Annotated in this window: 18 protein-coding genes; 5 read left to right on the top strand and 13 right to left on the bottom strand. The window is 72.6% G+C overall.

The genetic code is table 11. The annotated features are described in order from the left end of the window. Positions 1–13: 13 nt before the first annotated feature. The 5 genes from ABD241_RS03205 to smc all read right to left on the bottom strand — a co-directional run bounded on the left by ABD241_RS03205 (position 14) and on the right by smc (position 7276). Complete coding sequence (locus ABD241_RS03205; RefSeq protein ID WP_343992512.1) at positions 14–352, bottom strand: P-II family nitrogen regulator; 339 nt, start codon at positions 350–352, stop codon at positions 14–16. Further along, entirely contained in the window at positions 349–1836 is a 1488-nt protein-coding gene (locus tag ABD241_RS03200; protein ID WP_344058352.1) for an ammonium transporter, read from the bottom strand. The genes ABD241_RS03205 and ABD241_RS03200 overlap by 4 nt, the downstream gene beginning before the upstream one ends. A 206-nt stretch (positions 1837–2042) precedes the next feature. Further along, complete coding sequence (ftsY, locus tag ABD241_RS03195; protein WP_344058350.1) at positions 2043–3245, bottom strand: signal recognition particle-docking protein FtsY; 1203 nt, start codon at positions 3243–3245, stop codon at positions 2043–2045. Positions 3246–3381: 136 nt separating this feature from the next. Further along, positions 3382–3564: a hypothetical protein gene (locus ABD241_RS03190; protein WP_142184247.1), complete on the bottom strand. Its 183-nt coding sequence runs from the start codon at positions 3562–3564 to the stop codon at positions 3382–3384. A 133-nt stretch (positions 3565–3697) separates the two neighbouring features. Next, a complete protein-coding gene (smc, locus tag ABD241_RS03185; RefSeq protein WP_344058346.1) occupies positions 3698–7276 on the bottom strand; it encodes a chromosome segregation protein SMC in 3579 nt (1192 codons plus the stop codon). Positions 7277–7330: 54 nt separating this feature from the next. Here smc and ABD241_RS03180 point away from each other — a divergent pair, with 54 nt between their 5' ends. Continuing rightward, the gene (locus ABD241_RS03180) at positions 7331–8053 is read left to right on the top strand and encodes an MSMEG_1061 family FMN-dependent PPOX-type flavoprotein (RefSeq protein WP_344058344.1); all 723 of its coding nucleotides are present in this window, start codon (positions 7331–7333) and stop codon (positions 8051–8053) included. A 16-nt stretch (positions 8054–8069) separates the two neighbouring features. On the opposite strand, the gene ABD241_RS03175 is transcribed toward ABD241_RS03180, so the two are convergent. Further along, entirely contained in the window at positions 8070–8387 is a 318-nt protein-coding gene (locus ABD241_RS03175; protein ID WP_425580663.1) for a chorismate mutase, read from the bottom strand. Between the two features lie 18 nt (positions 8388–8405). Continuing rightward, positions 8406–8774, bottom strand: a complete 369-nt coding sequence (locus tag ABD241_RS03170) for an acylphosphatase (RefSeq protein WP_425580662.1) — start codon at positions 8772–8774, stop codon at positions 8406–8408. A gap of 50 nt (positions 8775–8824) precedes the next feature. On the opposite strand from ABD241_RS03170, the gene ABD241_RS03165 reads away from it, so the two are divergent. Then, on the top strand, positions 8825–10909 hold the full coding sequence (locus ABD241_RS03165) for an acyltransferase family protein (RefSeq protein WP_344058342.1): 2085 nt from the start codon (positions 8825–8827) through the stop codon (positions 10907–10909). Between the two features lie 25 nt (positions 10910–10934). On the opposite strand, the gene ABD241_RS03160 is transcribed toward ABD241_RS03165, so the two are convergent. The 4 genes from ABD241_RS03160 to ABD241_RS03145 all read right to left on the bottom strand — a co-directional run bounded on the left by ABD241_RS03160 (position 10935) and on the right by ABD241_RS03145 (position 16889). Beyond that, a complete protein-coding gene (locus ABD241_RS03160) occupies positions 10935–12647 on the bottom strand; it encodes a DUF5671 domain-containing protein (protein WP_344058340.1) in 1713 nt (570 codons plus the stop codon). A gap of 129 nt (positions 12648–12776) precedes the next feature. Then, positions 12777–13628: an MOSC domain-containing protein gene (locus ABD241_RS03155; protein WP_344058338.1), complete on the bottom strand. Its 852-nt coding sequence runs from the start codon at positions 13626–13628 to the stop codon at positions 12777–12779. Further along, on the bottom strand, positions 13625–15550 hold the full coding sequence (locus ABD241_RS03150) for a M3 family metallopeptidase (RefSeq protein ID WP_344058336.1): 1926 nt from the start codon (positions 15548–15550) through the stop codon (positions 13625–13627). The genes ABD241_RS03155 and ABD241_RS03150 overlap by 4 nt, the downstream gene beginning before the upstream one ends. A 43-nt stretch (positions 15551–15593) precedes the next feature. Beyond that, a complete protein-coding gene (locus tag ABD241_RS03145) occupies positions 15594–16889 on the bottom strand; it encodes a hydroxyacid-oxoacid transhydrogenase (RefSeq protein ID WP_344058334.1) in 1296 nt (431 codons plus the stop codon). Positions 16890–16911: 22 nt separating this feature from the next. On the opposite strand from ABD241_RS03145, the gene ABD241_RS03140 reads away from it, so the two are divergent. The 3 genes from ABD241_RS03140 to ABD241_RS03130 are packed head-to-tail and all read left to right on the top strand — an operon-like array spanning position 16912 to position 20389. After that, the gene (locus ABD241_RS03140; RefSeq protein WP_344058332.1) at positions 16912–18222 is read left to right on the top strand and encodes an NAD(P)/FAD-dependent oxidoreductase; all 1311 of its coding nucleotides are present in this window, start codon (positions 16912–16914) and stop codon (positions 18220–18222) included. Between the two features lie 60 nt (positions 18223–18282). Further along, positions 18283–20043: a sodium:solute symporter family protein gene (locus ABD241_RS03135; RefSeq protein ID WP_344058330.1), complete on the top strand. Its 1761-nt coding sequence runs from the start codon at positions 18283–18285 to the stop codon at positions 20041–20043. Positions 20044–20056: 13 nt separating this feature from the next. Continuing rightward, a complete protein-coding gene (locus tag ABD241_RS03130) occupies positions 20057–20389 on the top strand; it encodes a hypothetical protein (protein WP_344058328.1) in 333 nt (110 codons plus the stop codon). Between the two features lie 49 nt (positions 20390–20438). Here ABD241_RS03130 and mutM read toward each other — a convergent pair whose 3' ends face one another. Continuing rightward, positions 20439–21299, bottom strand: coding sequence for a bifunctional DNA-formamidopyrimidine glycosylase/DNA-(apurinic or apyrimidinic site) lyase (mutM, locus tag ABD241_RS03125; protein WP_344058326.1), 861 nt, complete (start codon positions 21297–21299; stop codon positions 20439–20441). A 6-nt stretch (positions 21300–21305) separates the two neighbouring features. Next, on the bottom strand, positions 21306–22088 hold the full coding sequence (gene rnc, locus ABD241_RS03120) for a ribonuclease III (RefSeq protein ID WP_344058324.1): 783 nt from the start codon (positions 22086–22088) through the stop codon (positions 21306–21308). Between the last annotated feature and the right edge of the window lie 10 nt (positions 22089–22098).

The raw sequence follows: 22098 nt of genomic DNA, 5'->3' as shown, positions 1-22098 counted from the left end.
GGCGCCCGGGCCCTCAGAGGGCCGAGACCCCGCGCTCGCCGGTGCGGACCCGCACCACCTCGTCGACCGGGACCGACCAGATCTTCCCGTCGCCGATGCGCCCGGTCTGGGCCGCCTTGAGGATCACCTCGAGGACGTCCGGGGCGTCGATGTCGTCGACGAGGACCTCGAGGCGCACCTTGGGCACGAAGTCCACGGTGTACTCGGCTCCGCGGTAGACCTCGCTGTGTCCGCGCTGGCGGCCGTAGCCGCTGGCCTCGCTGATGGTCATGCCGGCCACTCCGAAGGCCTCGAGGGCCTCCTTCACCTCGTCGAGCTGATGCGGCTTGATGATGGCGGTGATGAGCTTCATGCGGAGGCCTCTTCCTTGGGTGCCTTGTCGGCGGACGGGGTGGACGCGGTGGCTCCGGGGGGCGCGGCCGGTGCGGAGGCCGTGTGGCCCGCGAGCACGCCGGTCCGGGACCCACCGAGCGAACCGAAGTCGTACCCGGTCTCGGCGTGCTCGGCCAGGTCGATGCCGCTGACCTCGTCCTCCTTCGAGACCCGGAAGCCGATCGTCTTGTGGAGCACGACACCGATGAGGTAGGTGACGACGAAGGAGAAGACCAGGACCGACAGCGCGCCCTCGACCTGGGCCAGCAGCTGCGAGGCGCCGCCGCCGTAGAGGAGGCCCTCGTTGACGTCCAGGCCGGCCGCACCCGTCGGGCTCCCCTTGGTGGCGAGGAAGCCGATGAGCAGGGTGCCGATGAGACCACCGACGAGGTGCACGCCGACGACGTCGAGGCTGTCGTCGAAGCCGAACCGGAACTTCAGGCCCACGGCCAGGGCGCAGCCGACACCGGCGAGCAGGCCGACGACGAGGGCGCCGATGGGGGACACGGTGGCGCAGGCGGGGGTGATCGCGACGAGGCCGGCAACGACGCCCGAGGCGGCGCCGAGGGACGTGGCGTGGCCGTCGCGCAGCTTCTCGGTGAGCAGCCAGCCCAGCATGGCCGTGGCCGTGGCGGCGAGGGTGTTGACCCAGACGCCGGCCGCCTGGACCCCGGCCCCGAGCGCGGAGCCCGCGTTGAAGCCGAACCAGCCGAACCACAGGATGCCCGCGCCGATCATGACGAGCGTCAGGTTGTGCGGGCGCATCGGGTCGCGCCGGAAGCCGACCCGCTTGCCGAGGACCAGGGCGAGGGCGAGGCCCGCCGCTCCCGCGTTGATGTGGATGGCCGTGCCTCCGGCGAAGTCGTAGGCGCCCGCGCCCCCGAGGAAGAGCCCCTCGGCCTTGTTGGCGATCCAGCCACCCGTCTCGGCGGCGTAGCCGTTGAACGCGAACACCCAGTGGGCCGCGGGGAAGTAGACGAGGGTGGCCCAGATGACGGTGAAGATCGTCCAGGTGCTGAACTTCGCGCGGTCGGCGATGGCGCCGGAGACCAGGGCCACGGCGATGATCGCGAAGACGACCTGGAAGGCGACGAAGGCGGTGGCAGGGATGCCGCCGGCCGCTGCCGTGCCCTTCGCGGCGTCAGCCGGGACGAAGCCGTAGATCTGGTCGAGGACCCCGCTGAGGCCGAAGTGCGTGAAGGGGTTGCCCAGGAGGCCGCCGCCGAGGTCCGGGCCGAACGTCTCGCTGTAACCCCAGAGGATCCACACCGTGCCGACCGTGCCCATCGTGATGAACGACATCATCATCATGTTGAGGACGCTCTTGGTGCGGACCATGCCGCCGTAGAAGAGGGCGAGACCGGGGGTCATGAACAGGACCAGGGCGGCCGCTGCCAGGACCCACGCGGTGTTCCCGCTGTCGGTGAACGGCGCGTCTGCCGTCACGTAGGTAAGTGCGCTCATGCCGAGAAGAGTGGACAGGAGGAATTTCCACCGATCACGCCCTGTGTTACGGCCGTGTCAACAACACGGGCACGGTGTTAGCGGATGGTTTCGCCCACCGTGGCCGTCCGGATCGTGGATGGGCTGCCCACCCATCGAACGCCGAGGAGCACGTACGCCCTGCGGCGTACGTGCTCCTCGGATCGCTGCTCGTCGAGCAGGTCGGCTCACATGACGATGGCGTCGACGAAGGCCTCGGGGTCGAAGGGGGCGAGGTCGTCGGGTCCCTCGCCGAGGCCGACGAGCTTGACCGGGACGCCGAGCTGGCGCTGGACCGCCACGACGATGCCGCCCTTGGCCGTGCCGTCGAGCTTGGTCAGCACGATGCCCGTGACGTCCACCGCCTGGGAGAAGACCTTGGCCTGCTGCAGGCCGTTCTGCCCGGTGGTGGCGTCGAGGACGAGCAGCACCTCGTCGATCTCGCTCTGCTTCTCGATGACGCGCTTGACCTTGCCGAGCTCGTCCATGAGGCCGACCTTGTTGTGCAGGCGGCCGGCGGTGTCGATGATGACGACGTCGACCTCCTCCTCGATGCCGGCCTTGACGGCGTCGAAGGCCACGGCCGCGGGGTCCGCGCCGTCCTTGTCGGAGCGCACGGTGGGGACGCCGACACGCGCGCCCCAGGTCTCGAGCTGGTCGGCCGCGGCGGCACGGAAGGTGTCGGCCGCGCCGAGGAGCACCTCGCGGTCCTCGGCGACGAGCACGCGGGCGAGCTTGCCGACGGTCGTCGTCTTGCCGGTGCCGTTGACCCCGACGACGAGGATCACGGCGGGGCGGTCGCCGACCCGGGTGCTCGTGATGCGGCGGTCCATCTCGGGCTGGACGAGCGCCAGCAGGTCCTCGCGGAGCCAGCCGCGCACCGTGGCCTCGTCGGTGGCGCCGTCGACCTTGACGCGGGTGCGCAGCGACTCGACGAGCTCCATCGTGGCCTCGACGCCGAGGTCGGAGGAGATGAGCGTGTCCTCGACCTCCTCCCACGTCTCCTCGTCGAGCTTGCCGCGCGACAGCAGGGCGAGCAGGCCCTGGCCGATCGAGGAGTTGGACCGGGCCAGGCGGGCGCGCAGCCGCTGCAGACGTCCCCGCGCGGACGCGGGGCGCTCGATCGTCGGCTGGGGCGGCGCGGGCGCCACCTCCGGCTCCGGCACGACCTCGACGGTGGCCTGCGCGCCGGGGCGCTCGGGCGGCGCCACGGTGTCGGTGGAGTCACCGGGCGGCTGCCGGTCGAGGTCCTCGGCGGGAAGACCGGGGTGGGCGGGCGGCGCCTCGCGCTCGACCGTCCGGCGCCGTCCACCGATGAGGCTGACGCCGTAGGCGATGGCTCCGAGCAGGACGATGACGCCGACGATGACGTAGATCAAGACTGTGTCCACCCGGCCATCCAACCACGGCGCCGGAAGGCGCCCGACGGCCGTGAGGGGCCCGGGACGGGGCGGCCAGAGGGCCCGCGGACGCGGCTCGGCCACCGGTTGTCACCGGTGGCCGAGGAGGTGGGCAGGCGGTCCGTCGCTACGGCGTGCGCGTACGCGGTCGACCGAGGGTGCTCGCACGGCGTCGTGCCGAGCGGGCCACCCCTTCCCCCTTGGCGGTGAGCAGGTCCCGGCCGCCGCGGCGCGCGGGCACCGCGACGACACCGACGACCGCGACACCGAGTCCGGTGACGACGAGCATCGAGATGACGAGGAAGACCATGTGAGAAGAGTGACTGATGTGACTGGTGTGACGCAAACCTCGACGCGTGACGATTTGGCAACGCTGCCATGGCCGCCTCGTGAACCACGAGACGGCCGGGGGCCGAGCACGAGCGGAGCCTGTGTGCCGGTGCTCAGGCGGGGCGGTCGGCGACGTCGCGCAGGCGCTGGGACACGACCGTCGTCACCCCGTCGCCGCGCATGCTGACGCCGTAGAGCGCGTCGGCGATCTCCATCGTCTTCTTCTGGTGCGTGATCACGATGAGCTGCGAGCTGTCGCGCAGCTCCTCGAAGAGCGTGATGAGCCGGCCGAGGTTGGCGTCATCGAGTGCCGCCTCGACCTCGTCCATGATGTAGAAGGGCGAGGGCCGGGCCTTGAAGATCGCCACGAGCAGTGCGACGGCCACGAGCGAGCGCTCGCCGCCGGAGAGCAACGAGAGCCGCTTGATCTTCTTGCCCGGCGGGCGCGCCTCGACCTCGAGGCCGGTGGTCAGCATGTTGGAGGGGTCGGTGAGCACCAGCCGTCCCTCGCCGCCGGGGAAGAGCCGCTGGAAGACCCGCTCGAACTGGACCGCGGTGTCCTCGAAGGCCTCCGCGAAGACGCGCTCGACGCGCTCGTCGACCTCCTTGACGATGTCGAGCAGGTCGCGCTTGCTGTTCTTGAGGTCCTCGAGCTGCTCGGTGAGGAACTTGTGCCGCTCCTCCAGCGCGCTGAACTCCTCGAGCGCGAGCGGGTTGATGCGACCGAGGGCGCTGAGCTTGCGCTCGGCCTGGCGCAACCGCTTCTCCTGGGCCTCACGCACGAAGGGCACGGGCTCGGGCTGGGGCGCGTCCGGGTCGGCGTCGGGGTCGGGCACGGCCGGGACCGGCTGGTGCGGGCCGTACTCCTCCACGAGGTCGGCGGGCGCGATCCCGAGCTCCTCGACCGCCTTGGTCTCGAGCTGCTCGATGCGCAGCCGCTGCTGGGTCCGCGCCACCTCGTCGCGGTGCACGGTGTCGGTGAGCTCGCGCAGCTCGGCCTGCAGCGTCGCGATGTCGCGGCGGACCACGGCGAGCTCGGCGTCGCGCTCGGTGCGCTCGGCCTCCCCCGCCGCCCGGGCACGGCCGGCCTGCTCGGCCCAGTCGACGAGCAGCTCGTGCGCCCACGTCGCCGCGGTGCGCACGGCCTCCGCCACGGCGGCCTCGCGTCGACGGCGGGCCTGCCGCTCGGCGAGGCGCTGGCGCGCCTCCTCCTCGTGCCGGGCGCCACGCTCCAGGGCGTCCGCGCGGTCCTTGAGGGCGCGGGCGCGCTCCTCCCGGGTGCGCAGTCCCAGACGCAGGTCCGTCTCGGTGGCGCGGGCCTCACGCGCCAGGGCCTCGAGACGGTCGCGCTCCTCGGTCGAGGGCTCCTCGGCGAAGTCGCCCTCGCCGCTCGCGGCCTCGAGCCGCTCGAGCAGTGAGGCATGCTCGGCCCGGTCGCTCTCGAGGGCCTCGGTGGCGTCGGAGATGGCCTTCTCGGTGCGCTCGACCTCGGCCCGCGCAGCCCGCAGGGTCTGGCCGAGAGAGCCGAGCTTCTCGGCGATGGCGGCCATCCGGGCGTCGCTCTCGTTGAGGCGCTCGAGCGCCGCCTCCACGGCGTCCGCCAGCTCGTCACGGGCGGCCTCGGCCCCCGCGACCCGGAAGCGCGCCTCCTCCCCCTCGCGGGTGGCTCGCGCAATGGCGTCCTGCGCGTCGTCGAGCGCCGCCTGCAGCTGGAGCAGGCTGGGCGCGCTCGTGCTGCCGCCGCGGACGGTGCCCGGCGCGTACACGTCACCACCCTGGGTCACGGCAGTGACGCCGGGGTGGGTGCGAAGCAGCGCCGTGGCCTGCTGCGTGTCCGCGACGAGCGCGACGCGGTCGAGGACCTGGTCCACCGCCGGGCGCACGGTGTCGGGGCACTGGACGACGTCGCGGGCCCACCGGGCTCCCTCTGCGAGGGCGGGCCAGGCCTCGTGGTCGAGCGTGGTGGCCGACTCGGCCACGAGCAGGCTCGCGCGCCCGTGGTCGCCGTCGCGCAGGGTGTCCAGCGCCGCGGCCGCGGCGTCCAGCGAACCGACGGCGAGAGCCTCGGCGGCCGAGCCGAGCGCGGCGGCGACGGCGTTCTCCAGGCCCGGCTCGACGGTGACGAGGGAGGCGACGGAGCCGAGGATCTCGTGGCCCTCGTCGGCGGTCGCGAGCAGCGCAGCCGCGCCGTCCTTGCGGCGCAGGCTCAGGCCGAGCGCCTCGACGCGGGCGGCTGCGGTGGTGCGGGCGCGCTCCGCGGCAGCCTCCGCCTCCTTCCAGCGCGAGAGCTCGGCCTCGGCGGCCTCGAGCCGCGCGGCAGCCTCCTCGTAGGCGGTGTCGAGGCCCTCCTCGCCCTCCTCGTCCTGGGCGACGCCGGCCTCGAGCCGGGAGAACTCGCGCTCGGCCTCGGCAGCGCGGGCCTGGGCGGCCTCGATGGTGCTGCGCAGGCGTCCCACCTCGGCCTCCCGCGCCTCGATGCGGGAGGCCCGGGCGCCGACCTGGCCGCCCAGCTTGGCCAGGCCCTCACGGCGGTCGGCGGCCGCGCGGACCTCGCGCTGCAGGCGCGCGATCTCCTCGGCGTGGCTGCGCTCGGCGTCCGTGCGCCCGAGGACCGCCTCCTCGAGGGCGGCCTTGGCCTCGGCGATCTCCTCCAGCAGGAATGCCTCCTGCTCGCGCACCTCGGCGGCCTGGGCCCGCAGCTGCTCCGGGTCGCGGCCCTGGCCGGCGGCCTCGGGCTCGTCGTCCTCGCTGAGCAGGCGTACGCGTTCGGCGGCGAGGGAGCGCGTGGAGGCCATCCGCTCCACCAGGCGCCCGAGCGAGACGTACTCGTCCTGCGCGCGGGTGAGCGCGGGCCGGGCCGCCTCGGCCGCGGCCTCGAGGGTGGCGAGCCGCTCGGCGAGGCCGGCGATGGACTCCTCGACCTCGGAGCGTCGCTCGATGAGGGCCGACTCGTCGGCGACCTCCTGCTCGAGGGTCGAGGTCAGCTGCACGAGGTCGTCGGCGAGCAGGCGCAGCCGGGCGTCACGGGCGTCGGTCTGGATGACGGCGGCCTTGCGGGCCGTCTCGGCCTGCCGCCCGAGCGGCCCGAGCTGGCGGCGGATCTCACCGGTCAGGTCCTGCACGCGCGTGAGGTTGGCCTCCATCGTCTCGAGCTTGCGCAGCGCGCGTTCCTTGCGCTTGCGGTGCTTGAGGACGCCGGCCGCCTCCTCGATGAAGCCGCGACGCTCCTCGGGGGTGGCCCTCAGGACGGTGTCGAGCTGGCCCTGACCGACGATGACGTGCATCTCGCGGCCGATGCCGCTGTCGGAGAGCAGCTCCTGCACGTCGAGCAGGCGGCAGGGCGTGCCGTTGATCGCGTACTCCGACCCGCCGTTGCGGAACATCGTGCGCGAGATCGTCACCTCGGTGTAGTCGATCGGCAGCGCGCCGTCGGTGTTGTCGATGGTGAGGGCCACCTCGGCCCGACCGAGCGGCGCCCGCCCGGCCGTCCCGGCGAAGATGACGTCCTCCATCTTGCCGCCGCGCAGGGACTTCGCACCCTGCTCGCCCATGACCCAGGCGAGCGCGTCGACGACGTTGCTCTTTCCGGAACCGTTGGGGCCGACGATGCAGGTGATGCCCGGCTCGAGGCGCATGTGGGTCGCGGAGGCGAAGGACTTGAAGCCCTTCAGGGTGAGGCTCTTGACGTACACGACCCGATTAGTCCTTTTCCCAGCCCGCCAGCGATCCCGGTCAGCGTACTAGCCGTGGAGCCCCACACCTCGGAGGCGAGCGTGCGCACCTGTCGGGAGCGGGCGGCATACCGTGGTCCGGTGGACGAGCCGCAGACCCAGCCGCACGCACCCGACGAGCACGTCGTCACCTCGCTCGAGCGGCTGCTCGAGGTCTATCCGACCGCCCCGGCGCCGAACTCGCTCGCGAAGGAGTCGGCGACGATCACTCCCGGCCAGGCCCGGATCATCGCGGCGGCGCCGTTCGTCGTCGTGGCCACGGTCGGCGACGGGGGCCTCGACCAGTCGCCGCGTGGCGACCGACCCGGGTTCGTCGTGGTCCGCGACGAACGGACCCTCGTCATCCCGGACCGTCGGGGCAACAACCGCCTCGACACGCTGCGCAACGTCGTCGCCGACCCGCGCGTCGGGCTGCTCTTCCTCGTCCCCGGCCTCGGCGAGGAGCTCCGTGTGCGTGGCACGGCCGTCATCTCGACCGACCCCGAGGAGCTGGCGCGGCACGAGGTGCGGGGCGCCCGCCCCGCGTCGGTGCTCGTCGTGACGGTCGAGCGCGTCTACTTCCAGTGCGCCCGCGCGGTGAAGCGCAGCCGGCTGTGGGAGCCGGGCTCCCGGGCGGACCCGCGCACCCTCCCCACAGCGGGCGACCTGACCCGCGAGGCGGGCGGCTTCTCCTCGGACGCGGAGGCTGCGGCCTACGACGCCGCCCTCGACGTGCGCCAGGAGGCCACGCTCTGGTGAGCGCCGGGCACCGTCGCTACGCGTCGCCGCTGGCGATGCGCTCGTGGTGGTGGATGACCTCGGCGATGATGAAGTTCAGGAACGCCTCCGCGAAGACGGGGTCCAGGCCCGCGCTGTCGGCCAGGGCCCGCAGCCGCGCGATCTGCTGCTCCTCGCGCTGCGGGTCCGCGGGCGGCAGGTGCTGCTCCGCCTTGAGCCGACCCACCTGCTGCGTGCACTTGAAGCGCTCGGCGAGCAGGTGCACGAGCGCCGCGTCGATGTTGTCGATGCTGCTGCGCAGCCGGGCCAGCTCGGCAGGGACCTCGGTCACGTCGCTCAGCGGCTCATCGCTCACCGGGTCAGGGTAGGTCGCTCAGCGTTCGACGAAGCCCACGGTTCCGTCCTTCGGGACGCCGGGCTGCACGACGAGGCTCTCGACGTGCCCTGGCCGTCGCCTCGTCGACGGGGACTCCCTGAGCAGCGACTCGAGGGCCGCCACGGCGTCGGGGCTGCCCTGGGCCACCACCTCGACGCGCCCGTCGAAGGTGTTGCGCGCATGGCCGACGAGACCGAGCTCCAGGGCACGCGCACGGGTCCACCAGCGGAACCCGACGCCCTGCACCATGCCGCGCACGAACATCGTCACGCGCACGGTCTCCCCCGGACCCGAGGCCGGACCCGAAGCCGCACCCGAGGCCCCGCCCGGGGCCTCGCCCGTGGCGCCCTGATCCGCTTCCTCCATCCCCACACCGTATGCCGCGTGGCGCCGCGACCCCGTCCCCGCCCGTAACTATGCTCGCTGCAGGCACAGCGGTGACTCCACGCACCGAGGCCCACGGAAGGAGCGACGTGTCGACGTCGGCGATTTCACGGGCGGCTGGCACTCGTCAGACCGCCGAGACGGCCACGGGGGCCACTCCCCGATCCGGTCGTGCACCGTCCGAGGCACCGGGTTCTCCGGGTGGGCCAGGTCGACCGGGACGCATCGAGGGGCTCGACGGGCTGCGGGCCGTCGCCATCGTGGCCGTCCTCGTCTACCACCTCAACGCCTCGTGGCTGCCGGGCGGTTTCCTCGGCGTCGACGTCTTCTTCGTCGTCTCGGGCTTCCTCATCACGACCCTGCTCGTGCGCGAGCGCGACCGGACGGGCCGGATCGCCCTCTCCCGGTTCTGGGTGCGGCGCGCACGCCGGCTGCTGCCCGCGCTGGTGCTGTGCGTCGTCACCAGCGTGCTCATCGCCCGCGCCGTCAGCCAGGACCTCCTCGTCGACATCGGCCGCGAGATCGTCGGCGCACTGACGTTCTCGACGAACTGGCTCGAGATCACCGCCGGCACGAGCTACTTCGACCAGACCGCGCCGCAGCTGTTCATGAACTTCTGGTCGCTCGCGGTCGAGGAGCAGTTCTACCTGCTGTGGCCGCTGCTGACCCTGGCCCTGCTGGCCTTCTCGAGCCGCGTGCGGGTCGGTGCAGCCGTCGCCGTGGGGCTGGCGTCGTCGCTGCTGATGGCGACGATGTTCACGCCGGGCACAGACGGCACGCGCGTCTACTACGGCACCGACACCCACGTCATGGGACTCATGGCCGGGGCGGCGCTCGCCTTCGCGTGGGCGAGCCCGCGCCTGGCACCCCTGGTGGCACCCTCCCGCTGGGGGCGGTTCGGGGCGTATGCGGTCCCGTTCGCCCTCGCGGTCCTCGTCGCCGAGATGGCCCTCCTCGACGAGCAGTCGGCGTGGACCTTCCGGGGTGGGATCGTCCTGGCCTCGCTCGCCACGGCCGTGCTCGTCATGGGCGTGGTCGAGCGGCGGCCGGGCGGCCCGGGCCTGGTCTCGCGGGCGATGCGTCACCCTGCCCTCGCCTGGGTGGGTGCCCGGTCGTACTCCATCTACCTCTGGCACTGGCCGGTCATCCTGCTCGTGGCCCTCGACAACCCCTCCGCGCCCGGCACGGTCCCGCACCTGCTGACGCGGCTGTGGTGCGTGCTCGTGACGCTCGCCCTGGCCGACCTCACCTTCCGCTTCGTCGAGACCCCGTTCCGCACCCTCGGCTTCCGCGGCGTCGCGGTGGCCCTGGGACGCGGCATCTCCGAGCTGACGGTGCGCGGGAAGCGCGTCGTCGCCGTGGTCCTGGCGGTGCTGGTCGTCGCGACGGGCCTGATCGTGCTCACCGCTCCCGAGCAGAGCCAGACCGCGCAGATGCTCGCGCAGAACGAGGCGGCCGCCGACCAGGCGCCCACCGTCGCCCCGTCGGGCGCCGCGCCGGAGGCTTCCTCCGCCGCGCCCGGCAGGTCCGGCGTCGCCCAGCCGTCGACGCCGCCCACCGGCAGCTCCCCGTCCGCCGTCAAGGCGTCCTTCACGATGCCCAGCGGGCCCGAGATCGACGCCTACGGCGACTCGATCATGGTCGGGAGCCTGCAGGCGCTGCGCTACTACTTCCCCGGCATCCGCATCGACGCGAAGTCCAACCGGCGGTGGTCCGACGGCCTGGCCCAGGTGCGGGCCCGTGGCGCGGACAACCGGAGGGCGGTCATCCTCGCCTTCGGCACCAACGCCGGGGTCGACGAGGACGCCGTCAAGCAGGTGCTCGACACGCTGGGCCCCAAGCGCATGGTCGTCCTCGTCAACATCATGGCGCCCTTCGCCCGGGTCGACACCGACAACGCGACGCTCGAGCTCGTGGCCCGCGGTCGCCCCAACGTCGTGGTCGCCGACTGGGCCGACGCGATCCGCGCCCACCCCGACCAGGTGCAGTCCGACCGCATCCACCCCACGATCATCGGTGCGCACCTCTTCTCCAAGACGGTGCGCCAGGCCCTGGCCGACCTCTCCGAGCGCCGGACCGGCAAGAAGGTCGTCCTGAAGGATCTGCCGATCCCCTGACCCGAGGCCCGGTCCCGCGCCGGTGTCAGGGGGCCGACACCGGGATGGCGTGAAGTCCTCGGTCGTCGGCGAGCACCACGACGCCGGCGGCGTCCGGGATCGCCGCGAGCAGCTGCTCCAGCTCCTCCATCGGCCAGGACGTGGGCGGGGTGTCGGTGCGCGTCAGCAGGCTCACGGAGCCACCGGTCCTGCGGTGCAGGACCTGGGCGACGTCGGGATCCGGCGGCCCCACGAGCAGGACGTACCGGGGGCCGTGCTCCTCGCCGGCCAGCACGGCGCGGTCGGCGCGCAGCACCGTCCAGTGGTAGCCGGCCACCAGCGCCGCCGTGACGAGGACGCCGATCGGGTAGCGCACCGCATACAACGTCTGCGCGCCCAGCAGGGAGGCGAAGACGTCCTGGAGGACGGTGACGACGCCGGTGAGCAGGGCCACGACCGCGGCCAGAGCGGCGATCCCGAAGAGCAGGAAGACGTAGGCGCGCCGGGTCCGCGAGCGGCGCTCCCCGACCGGATCGGCCTCCACGGCGGTGCTGACCCGGCGCCAGAACAGCCACCAGACCGGGGCGCCCACCACGAGGAGGGTCGCTGCGGCGACGACGGTTCCGAGGGCATCTGCCTCCTCCGCGGGCGAGACCGATGCAGCGAGCAGGGCCTCCAGCCCTGCCACCACCAGCATCATGACGCCCACGGCGGCGGCGACGAGACCCACGCCCGCGAGGAGGTAGTCGTAGGCCCGGCGGACCTCCGTGCGTCCGTGCTCCTCGCTCAGGCGAAGCACGGTCCGGTGGTAGAGCCACACCGCTCCCCCGACCACCACGGCTGCGAGCGCGACGGGCAGGCCCTCCAGGTCGGCGCTCGAGGAGCCGGCGCTCGTGCCGCGCAGCAACCACAGCACGACCCGGTCGAGCGAGACGCTCGCTCCGACGACGGCGGTGAGCAGTCCCCCGGCGACCCCGAAGATGAGGACGTAGACGTGCCAGAGCGTGCTGCGCTGGAGCCGGGCCGAGGGCAGCACCCACGAGACGACCCACGCGACGAGACCCGACACCAGGGTCGCCACCCCGGTCTGCAGCAGTGACGGGCCCTCGGTCGTCTCCGCCACCGGCACCGAGACCAGGCTCCCGACGACGTGCCCCAGCGCCATGACCGCGCCCACGGACGTGACTCCGAGACCGAGGACGGCGCCGAGGAAGCCGGCCCTGGTCAGCACACGGCCCCCGACCAGGCGGTGCTCCACCCAGCGGTGCGCCAGCCACACCGTGCCCCAGACGACCATCTCGCCGAACTGCGGGCCGTCGTCGCCGGGAGCCCCCAGGGCCCAGGTGATGGTGCCCTGGATCGCCAGCACGGTCGCCACGAGGGCGACGAACGAGGCAGCCGTGACGTAGAGCGTCCAGCCGCGTGACCGGGACTCCTCGGGGTCCGCCTGCATCCGCGCGCGGGTCCAGGCCGCGACGACCGCGTACAGCGGGAGCCCGACGAGGACGTATGCCGTGCTCTGGGCCAGCGACTCGCCGGAGAGCTCCCCGGGGCGCCCGACGTCCACCACCCTCCCGAGCAGGGCGGCGAGGCCCGTTGCCCACAGCATGAGCAGCGAGAAGAGCAGGAGGTAGGTGAAGAAGCGGCGGATCGACGCACCGTCCGACACGCGGGCGGCGTCGCGGGAGAGGGCTCGGCGCGAACCCCACACCGTCAAACCGACGAGGACGACGACGAGGACGAGGAGCAGGGCGAACATGTCAGCCTCCCCGGGCCACGGACCGCCACCAGCAGGCGCTCACGGGGGCCACGTGCCCTCATGCCACCAGTGTCGTGCCGGAGCCGCCGACCCGAGGGGCGGTTCGACTGTGACGCTTGACGCACGGGCTCAGCGCGCGACGACCTCGTCCCCGACGCGAACGGTGGCACCGGGTGCGAGCGGCAGCACCGGCGTCAGCCGGATGCCGAACCACGTCGCCCCGTCCCACTTCCGGTGGCGGGCCAGCGTGCGGATCGGCTCCTTGCCGCTGCGCAGGTCGCTGCGGTCGATCGTCGTCATGACGCACCGGTCGCACACCATCGTGGCCCGGAACGCCACGTCGCCGATGCTCACCGACGACCAGGCGTCCTCGGCGAACGGCTCGCCGCCCGCCACCACCACGTTCGGCCGGAACCGGTCGTGACCCACTGCCGCCCCCGGCTCCTCGCCGCGCTCCAGGGCGGTCTCGAGCAGCCAGTCGCCGAGCCGGCGCAGCGACGCCTCCGACGTCAGGTGCAGGGGCGCGGCGTCCGACAGCGAGTTGACGTCCCCGGCCCGGCCGCCCATCTCCGGCCGGATCGGTCGGCGGGTGTCGTCGTCCTGCCACACGAGCCGCAGGGAGCGGCCGACCCGTGCGGTCAGCCAGGCGTCGGCACGGGCGCCTGCGGGCCGGGCCGTCCCCTGCCCGGAGAAGCGAACCGGCACCGGCGCCGCTTCGGACGGCACGGCGACCTCGAGCGGCTCCGCGCCGTCCGCCGACAGGTGGATCGCGCCGCCCGCGAGGGGCTCGGCCCGCAGCCCCAGCAGCGCGTGCTCCTCGCGCGCCGTGACCTGGGCGCCGTCCTCGTCGACGACCGCCCACCGCCGGTCGCCGTGCAGGCCCCGCTCCCCGACGGCTGCCTCCTGCGCGGACACGCCGGCGAGTGACTTCACGGGGTAGGTCATCAGCGCGGTGACGACCACACCCTCACAGCCGGTCACTCGGCCAGCCAGGCGGCATACGCGTCGAAGGTGTAGGGACGCCCGAGGAAGTCCTCGACGAGGTCGGCGGCGTCGCGGCGGCCCCCCTGGGCGAGCACCTTGTCGCGGTAGGCCCCGGCCACCTCCGGGTCGAAGAGGTCGCCGCGGTCGAACGCGGAGAACATGTCCTTGGCGATGACCAGCGACCACATGTAGGTGTAGTAGGCCGAGCTGTAGCCGTCGAGGTGGCCGAAGTGGCACTGCATGTGCGTGCCCTCGAGGTACGGGAAGACGGAGTAGCGGCCCATCAGCTCGCGCAGGCGGGCGGTCAGGTCGTCGGTCCGGTGCACGTGGAAGTCGTAGGACAGCGCCGCGTAGAACATCTGCGTGCGCGCGTCGTAGCCCTTGCCGAAGTCGTCGGCGCGGCGCATGGCCTCGACGAGCTCGGCGGGGATCGTGTCGCCGGCGGCGTTGCGCGCGAAGGTCGCCAGGACCTCCGGGTCCCAGGCCCACTCCTCGAGCATCTGGCTCGGCGCCTCGACGAAGTCCCACTCGGTCGCGACGCCGGAGAAGCGCACCCACTCGGTGCGACCGGCGAGGACGTGGTGCACGAGGTGGCCGAACTCGTGGAAGAGCGTCACCACCTCGTCGTGCTCCATGAGGCCGCGGCCGAAGTTGCAGACGAGCACCCCCTCGGGCAGCTGCGTGCCGGCGACCCCGCGCACGAGGTCGAACTGCGCCGCGTGCTTGTACTTCCCCTCGCGCGGGTGCAGGTCGAGGTGGATGCGGCCGATCCGCTCGCCCTCGAAGGAGACGTCGTAGGTCGCGACCTCCTCGTGCCACGTCCGGGCGTCCTCGGCAGGCACCGGGGTCCACTCGAGACCGAAGAGCCGGCCGGTCACGTCGAGCAGGCCCTGGCGGACCGACTCGAAGGGGAAGTAGGTGCGCACCTGCTGGGCGTCGACCGCGAGGTCCTCCTTGCGCACCAGCTCGGAGTAGTAGGGCACGTCGGCCCCGTCGATGTCGGTGGCGTCCGGGCGGTCGCGGCGCAGGCGCTCGAGCAGCACCTTCTTGTCGCGCTCGGCGCTGGCCGTCGACAGCTCGGTGATGCGGTCGATGAACTCGGCGATGGCCGCGCCGGTGCGGATCATCTTGACCTCGGCGTCGAAATCGGCCCACGACGCGTAGCCGAGCAGCGCGGCGTGCTCGCGCCGCGCGGCGAAGATGTCCTGCAGCACCCGGTCGTTGGCCGGCCAGGCGATCGTGAGGAACTCGGTCGCGAGGTCACGGCGGGCCTGCGCGTCGTGGGCGAAGGTCCGGAACGGCACGACGTCGGGGTAGTCGGTCGTCACCGTGACGAGGCCGTCCTCGTCGACGGGGTGCGCGTCCACCCAGTCCTGCGGCAGGCCCGCGAGCCGGTCCGGGGTGACGCGGATGCTGCGCACGTCCTCGCGGATGTTCTTGCTGAACTCCTGGCTGAGCAGGATCTCGCGCTCGCTCAGCTCGCGCAGCCGGTCCCGGGTCGCCTCGTCCTGGTCGACGCCCGAGCGGTGGAAGTCACGCAGCGTGCGCTCGAGGACGCGGGCGGCGTCGGCGTCGAGCCCGCTGGGGTCGAGAGCGGACAGCACGGCATACAGCCTCGTGTCGAGGCCGAGGTCGGTGTCGAGCTTCTGCACCTGCTGGGCCACCGACTCCGCACGCTCGCGCACGGTCGCGTCGGGATGCACCTCGGAGAAGAGGGACCCGATCGAGGCGGCGTTGGACAGGGCCGTCTGCGCGTCGTTCCACACGCGCAGCACCTCCAGCGCCCCTGCCGGCGGGTCGCTGCGCAGGCCCTCGACGAGCGAGCGCGCGAGGGCGAGCTGCTGCTCTCCTCGCTCGCCGACCCAGTCGAGCCAGTCGCTCTGGAGGGGAAGGGGCAGGTGGGTCGGCTGGGTCGTCACAGACGGCACTGTATGCCGCCACCCACCTGCCGGTGCCGAACCGCTAGTCCCAGAGCTGCAGGGAGCGGGTCACGATGCCGGCGAGGTCGCCCGCGCCCACCTCACGCGGGCTCGTGGCGAGCAGACGCTGCTGCTTCAGGGCCCCCTCGACGAGGTCGTCCACGTCGCCCTCCCCGTAGCCGACGGCGTGCAGGCCGTTGGGCATGCCGATGTCGCGCAGCAGGTCCGCGAGGACGCCCGGCAGCACGTCGCGGGGCTCGGCGGCCCACCGCGGCCCGTGCTCCGGGTCGAGCAGCCGGGCGGCCGCGAGGTGCCGCTCGGGGTCGGCCTCGAAGGTCCACCGGAACGCCTCGGGCGCCGTCAGGGCGACGGCCATGCCGTGCGGCACCATCGGCTCGTCGTGCGGGTAGCCCTCCGGGTGGAAGTCCCGGACGCGTCCGGCGATGGGGTACGCGTTGGCGTGCGGCACGTGGACCCCGGCGTTGCCGAAGCCGAGGCCGGCGAACGTCGCCGCGAGCGCCATGTCCCCGCGGGCGCCCTCGTCGGAGCCGTCGCGCACAGCCGTGCGGAACGCCTTGGCGAGCAGTGACATCGCCCGCTCGGACCACATGTCGGAGATCGGGTTGCTGCCGCAGTAGGGCACCCGCTCCCCCGGCTGCTTGCGCTCGTAGCTCGCGAACGGCCGTGCGGTCCAGCTCTCGAGCGCGTGGCACAGGATGTCCATGCCGGCGCTCGCGGTGACGCCCGACGGCTGGGAGGCCGTGAGGCGGGGGTCGACGACCGCCAGGCTCGGCCGGAGCCGGACGTGGCTGATGCCGGTCTTGACCTTGAGCGCGAGCACGTCGAGGACGCAGATCGTCGTGCTCTCGGCACCGGTGCCCGTCGTCGTGGGCACCGCGACGAGGGGTGCCAGCGGCCGGCTCGGAGCGCGCCCCGCCCCGACGGGGGCGTTGACGTAGTCCATGAGGTCGCCGCCGTCGCTGAGCAGCAGGTCGACGGCCTTCGCGGTGTCGATGGACGACCCGCCGCCCACGGCCACGTAGCCGTCGAACGGGCCGTCGGCCCGGGCCCGGTCGGCGGCCGCCACGAGGCTCGCGTCCGTCGGCTCCACGTGCGCCGAGTCGTGCACCACGGCCTCGAGGCCGGAGCCGCGGATCCCCTCGGCGACCCGCTCGGGCCATCCCGTCGCCAGCACCCCGGCGTCGGTGACGACGAGCACCCGGCGCGCGCCGAGGGCCAGCAGGTCGTGGCCGATCTCGTCCGCGGCCCCGGCGCCGAACTTCAGCGCCGGAGCGCCGTAGGTGAAGACCGACTCGGGGTTCGCTGGCGACCACGTCATGGGGCCACCCTAGGGTGAGGGCATGACCCAGGAGCAGGCGGCGAGGACCCTTGTCGTCGGGGCCGGGCAGGCCGCCATCTCCCTCGTGACGGCCCTGCGCGAGCTCGGCGACACCGGCCCCGTGGTCCTCGTCGGCGACGAGCCAGAGCCGCCCTACGAGCGGCCACCGCTGTCGAAGGGCTACCTGCGCGGCGAGCACGACCGTCCGTCCCTGGTCTTCCACGACGCCGGCTGGTTCGCCGACCTCGGCGTCGAGCTGGTGACCGGCGACGCCGTGGTCGCCGTCGAGCGCGACCGCGCCGGCGGCAGCGCCACGACGACCTCGGGCCGCTGCATCGAGTTCGACCGCCTGGCCCTGACCACGGGCGCCACGAACCGGTTGCTGCCCGCGACGGGTGCGGCCGAGGCTGCCGACACCCCGCTCCCGCCGGACGGCTGGCTCCCCGGGCTGCACTCGGTCCGAACCCTCGCCGATGCCGACCGCCTCGCACCCGAGCTGCGCGCCGCCCGTGAGGTCGTCGTCGTGGGCGGAGGCTTCATCGGGCTGGAGATCGCGGCGGGCGCCCGAGCCCTCGGCGCCGACGTGACCGTCGTCGAGGTGGCCGACCGCCTCCTCGACCGCGCCGTCAGCCCCGCACTGTCCGACGCCGTCCGCGAAGCGCACGAGCGCCGCGGCACGCGCCTCCTGCTGCACACCGGCGCGGTACGCGTCGTCGTCGACGACGGTCGGGCGGCGGGAGTCGAGCTCACGAACGGCCAGACGATCGCGGCCGACGTCGTCGTGGTCGGGATCGGCGTCGTCCCGCGCACCGAGCTCGCGGCGCAGCTCGGACTGCTCGTGGACCCTCGCGGCGTCGTCGTCGACGCGTATGCGCTCACCTCGGACGGTGCCACCGTCGCCGCCGGCGACTGCGCCGTCGGTCCCAACCCCTTCGGTCGCGGGGTGCCCGGGCTCACCCGCCTCGAGAGCGTGGCGCACGCCACCGACCAGGCACGCTCCGCGGCTGCGACCCTGGCAGGCCACCCGGCGGCATACGACCGCGTGCCCTGGTTCTGGAGCGACCAGGGAGACCTCCACCTCCAGATGGCGGGGCTCCCTCAAGGAGCCGACCGGCAGGTGGTGCGGGGCGACGTTGCGGCAGAGCGCTTCTCGCTCCTGAGCTACCGCGACGGGCTGCTCGTGGCCGTCGAGTCGGTGAACGTCCCTTCCGACTACCTCACCGTGAAACGAGCGCTGGAGAAGGGTATGACCATCGATGCCGACGCCGCGGCAGACGTCACGGTGCCGCTGAAACGGCTTCTCACCCCGACGGCCGACCCCCGGTCGCGCTGACGCGCCCGATCCGGCGCCCTGCGCTAGCGTGGGTCGTCGCCCAACGAAGGGACTGATCGCATGCACGCACTGGCGGGTCTGCCCACCGCGGGAACCCTGATCAACGCCAACCCCGTCGACTACGTCATCATCGCGCTCTACTTCGTCTTCGTCCTCGGCATCGGGGTCATGGCGCGGCGGTCGGTGTCCGACTCCATCGACTTCTTCCTCTCCGGCCGGTCGCTCCCGGCGTGGGTCACCGGGTTGGCCTTCATCTCGGCGAACCTCGGAGCCGTCGAGATCATGGGCATGTCGGCCAACGGGGCCCAGCTCGGCATCTCGGCCGTCCACTACTTCTGGGTCGGGGCCATCCCCGCCATGCTCTTCCTCGGCGTGGTGATGATGCCCTTCTACTACGGCTCGAAGGTGCGCTCGGTGCCCGAGTTCATGTTCCGCCGCTTCGGCACGGGCGCCCACCTCGTCAACGCCATCAGCTTCGCGTTCGCCCAGCTGCTCATCGCCGGCGTCAACCTCTACCTGCTGGGCTCGATCGTGCACGCCCTGCTCGGCTGGCCCCTGTGGGTGACGCTGCTCGTCGCGGCGGCGATCGTGCTGTCCTACATCACCCTCGGCGGCCTCTCGGCCGCCATCTACAACGAGGTCCTGCAGTTCTTCGTCATCGTCGCGGCCCTGCTGCCGCTGACCCTCATCGGGCTCCACCGCGTCGGCGGCGTGCAGGGCCTGAAGGACAAGATCACCGAGTTCGCGTCCACGCCCGCGGCCGCGGCGGCAAAGGTGCCGTCTGCCGAGCAGCAGCTGCACTCGTGGCCCGGCCAGGCGCTCTCCGGCTTCGACTCCCCGTTCTGGTCGGTCGTCGGCATCGTCTTCGGCCTCGGCTTCGTGCTGTCCTTCGGCTACTGGACGACGAACTTCGTCGAGGTCCAGCGCGCCATGGCCTCCAACTCGATCTCGGCCGCTCGCAAGACGCCGATCATCGGCTCGTTCCCCAAGATGTTCGTGCCCTTCATCGTCATCGTGCCGGGCATGATCGCCGCGGTCCTCGTCAAGGAGATCGGCCAGCTCAAGGCCGGCGGGTCGCCGCCCGGGGGCGCATCCGGCGAGGGGGTCAAGTACAACGACTCCCTGCTGCTGCTGATGCGCGACATCCTGCCCAACGGCCTGCTCGGCGTGGCGATCGCCGGTCTGCTCGCCGCGTTCATGGCCGGCATGGCCGCCAACATCTCGGCGTTCAACACCGTGTTCAGCTACGACCTGTGGCAGCGCTACATCCGCAAGGACCACAGCGACGACTACTACCTGCGCATCGGTCGTCTCGCGACGGTCGGCGCGACGGTCATCGCGATCTTCACGGCGATCGTGGCGAGCTCGTTCAGCAACATCATGGACTACCTCCAGACGCTGTTCGGGTTCTTCAACGCCCCGCTCTTCGCCACGTTCATCCTCGGCATGTTCTGGAAGCGGATGACCGCCACTGCCGGCTGGGTCGGCCTCTCGGCCGGAACGCTCTCGGCCGTGCTGGTCGCCTTCCTCAGCGAGGACGCCTTCGGGTCCGCCAGCCTCGGGGTCATCCCGCTCAAGGGGCAGGGTGCGGCCTTCGTCGCCGCGTCGGCAGCCTTCGTCGTCGACATCCTGCTGAGCATCGTCGTGTCGCTCATGACCGAGCCCAAGACCTCGCGCGAACTGCGCGGCCTCGTCTACTCGGAGACACCGCGGGAGGACCTCATCGACCCGGAGGAGCACCGGCTCCCCTGGTACCGGCGCACGCTGCCGCTCGCGGGCGTCTCGCTCGCCCTCGTCATCATCCTCAACTTCTTGTTCTGACAGGAGCCTCGACATGAGTGACCACCACGACCTCGATGCCCCTGCCCCCAGCGAGAAGCAGGGCCGGCAGCACACGGCGGGCGCCTTCGACATCCGCAACTTCATCGGCGCCCTGCTCGGCCTCTACGGCGTGATCCTCACGCTGCTCGGGATCTTCGGCGACAAGGCGTACGACCGGACGGGCAACGTCAACGCCAACCTGTATGCCGGGATCGTCCTGCTCCTCATCAGCGCGGTCTTCATCATCTGGGCCCGGGTCAGACCGATCATCGTGCCCGAGCACGTCGAGCCTGCCGCCGTCGACCCCACGCGGCCCGCGCCCAAGCGCCGCCCGACGGGACACTGAGCCCGCCACACGGACACGACCCGCAGCCCGTCCCCCGTCGTCGCGACGGTCAGGACGGGTTGCGGCGTCTCGGGCGCGGCTGGCACACGGGGCAGGAGAACGACGAGCGGTTCATGAACTGCTCGCGACGCATGATGGCACCGCACCGGTCGCAGGGGGTCCCCGCGCGACCGTATGCGTGGAGCGAGCGGTCGAAGTAGCCGCTGGCCCCGTTGACGTTGACGTAGAGCGCATCGAAGCTCGTGCCGCCCTGGCCCAGCGCCTCGGCCATGACCTCACGTGCGTGGTCGAGGATGCGGGCGAGCGTGGGCCTGGTCAGCGAGGAGCAGAGCCGCTCGCCGTGCACCTTCGCCCGCCACAGCGCCTCGTCGGCGTAGATGTTGCCGATCCCTGAGACGAGGGTCTGGTCGAGCAGGGCACGCTTGACGGCGCTGTCGCGCTGCTTCATCCGGCGCACGACCGCGGCCTGGTCGTAGACCGGCTCGAACGGGTCGGGGGCGATGTGGGCCACCGACTCCGGGATGCCGTCGGGTCGCAGGGGCGACAGGGCCAGCCCGCCGAAGGTGCGCTGGTCGACGAAGCGCAGCTGCGGGCCGCCGTCGTCGAAGTCGAAGCGGGCATGGCAGTGCTTCTCGAGCGGGGCGTCGGCCGGCTCCACGAGCATCTGGCCGCTCATCCCGAGATGGACGATGAGCGCGTCCTCGCCGTCGAGGGCGAGCCAGAGGTACTTCCCGCGACGCGAGGCCGCGGTGACCGTGACGTCATGCAGGCGCTGGGCGAGGTCCTCCGGGCCGGCGTCGTGTCGCCGGGCCACGCGTACGCCGGTGATCCGGGCACGCGAGACGTGCCGCCCGACCACGTGCTCCTCGAGGCCGCGGCGCACCACCTCGACCTCGGGCAGCTCCGGCACGTGGGCTCAGGCGCTCGGGCCGGCAGCGGTAGCGCCGTTGGACCCAGCCCCGGCAGCGCCGTTGGACCCGGCCGCGGCGTGGCCGGCGCCACGGCGCCCGTCCAGCGCGTGCCAGGCCTCCTTGGCGGCCTTCTGCTCGGCTTCCTTCTTCGAGCGCCCGTGGCCCTCGCCGAGGACCTCCTCGCCGACGACGACCCGGGCGTGGAACTCCTTCTCGTGGTCGGGCCCCTGCTCCGCCACGCGGTACTCGGGCGAGCCGAGCGCGAAGCCGGCGGCCATCTCCTGCAGGCTCGTCTTCCAGTCGAGGCCGGCGCCGAGGGTGGCCGCCTCCTCGATGATCGCGTCGAAGTGGTGGTGCACGAAGCGTGCGGCCAGGTCGATGTCGGTCGAGAGGAACACGGTGCCGATCAGCGCCTCGAGCGTGTCGGCCAGGATCGACGCCTTGTCGCGTCCGCCCGTGGCCTCCTCGCCCTTGCCGAGCATGACGTACTGGCCCAGGTCGAAGGTGCGCGCGACGTCGGCCAGGGCGCGCATGTTGACGACGGCGGCGCGCAGCTTGGCCAGCTGGCCCTCGGCGAGGTCGGGGTGCTCGCGGTAGAGCGACTCGGTGACGACGAGTCCCAGCACCGAGTCGCCGAGGAACTCGAGGCGCTCGTTGTTGGGCAGTCCGCCGTTCTCGTAGGCGTAGGACCGGTGCGTCAGGGCACGCAGGAGCAGCGGCTCGTCGATGTCCTGGCCGACCACCTCCTTGAGGTGGGCGATCAGAGCATCGACGGGCCGCTGCGGCACCGCCGGAACA

Origin of the sequence: Terrabacter lapilli (assembly GCF_039531305.1) — a bacterium.
GTDB lineage: Bacteria > Actinomycetota > Actinomycetes > Actinomycetales > Dermatophilaceae > Terrabacter > Terrabacter lapilli.
Note: the sequence above shows the minus strand (reverse complement) of the source record. Positions and strands in the feature narration are given on the sequence as shown.

Excerpts from the sequence above, each read along its gene's own strand:
- ABD241_RS03205 (WP_343992512.1), bottom strand. The coding sequence starts at position 352 with ATGAAGCTCATCACCGCCATCATCAAGCCGCATCAGCTCGACGAGGTG.
- ABD241_RS03200 (WP_344058352.1), bottom strand. The coding sequence starts at position 1,836 with ATGAGCGCACTTACCTACGTGACGGCAGACGCGCCGTTCACCGACAGC.
- ABD241_RS03190 (WP_142184247.1), bottom strand. The coding sequence starts at position 3,564 with ATGGTCTTCCTCGTCATCTCGATGCTCGTCGTCACCGGACTCGGTGTC.
- ABD241_RS03170 (WP_425580662.1), bottom strand. The coding sequence starts at position 8,774 with ATGGAGGAAGCGGATCAGGGCGCCACGGGCGAGGCCCCGGGCGGGGCC.
- ABD241_RS03165 (WP_344058342.1), top strand. The coding sequence starts at position 8,825 with ATGCTCGCTGCAGGCACAGCGGTGACTCCACGCACCGAGGCCCACGGA.
- ABD241_RS03160 (WP_344058340.1), bottom strand. The coding sequence starts at position 12,647 with ATGTTCGCCCTGCTCCTCGTCCTCGTCGTCGTCCTCGTCGGTTTGACG.
- ABD241_RS03145 (WP_344058334.1), bottom strand. The coding sequence starts at position 16,889 with ATGACGTGGTCGCCAGCGAACCCCGAGTCGGTCTTCACCTACGGCGCT.
- ABD241_RS03140 (WP_344058332.1), top strand. The coding sequence starts at position 16,912 with ATGACCCAGGAGCAGGCGGCGAGGACCCTTGTCGTCGGGGCCGGGCAG.
- ABD241_RS03135 (WP_344058330.1), top strand. The coding sequence starts at position 18,283 with ATGCACGCACTGGCGGGTCTGCCCACCGCGGGAACCCTGATCAACGCC.
- ABD241_RS03130 (WP_344058328.1), top strand. The coding sequence starts at position 20,057 with ATGAGTGACCACCACGACCTCGATGCCCCTGCCCCCAGCGAGAAGCAG.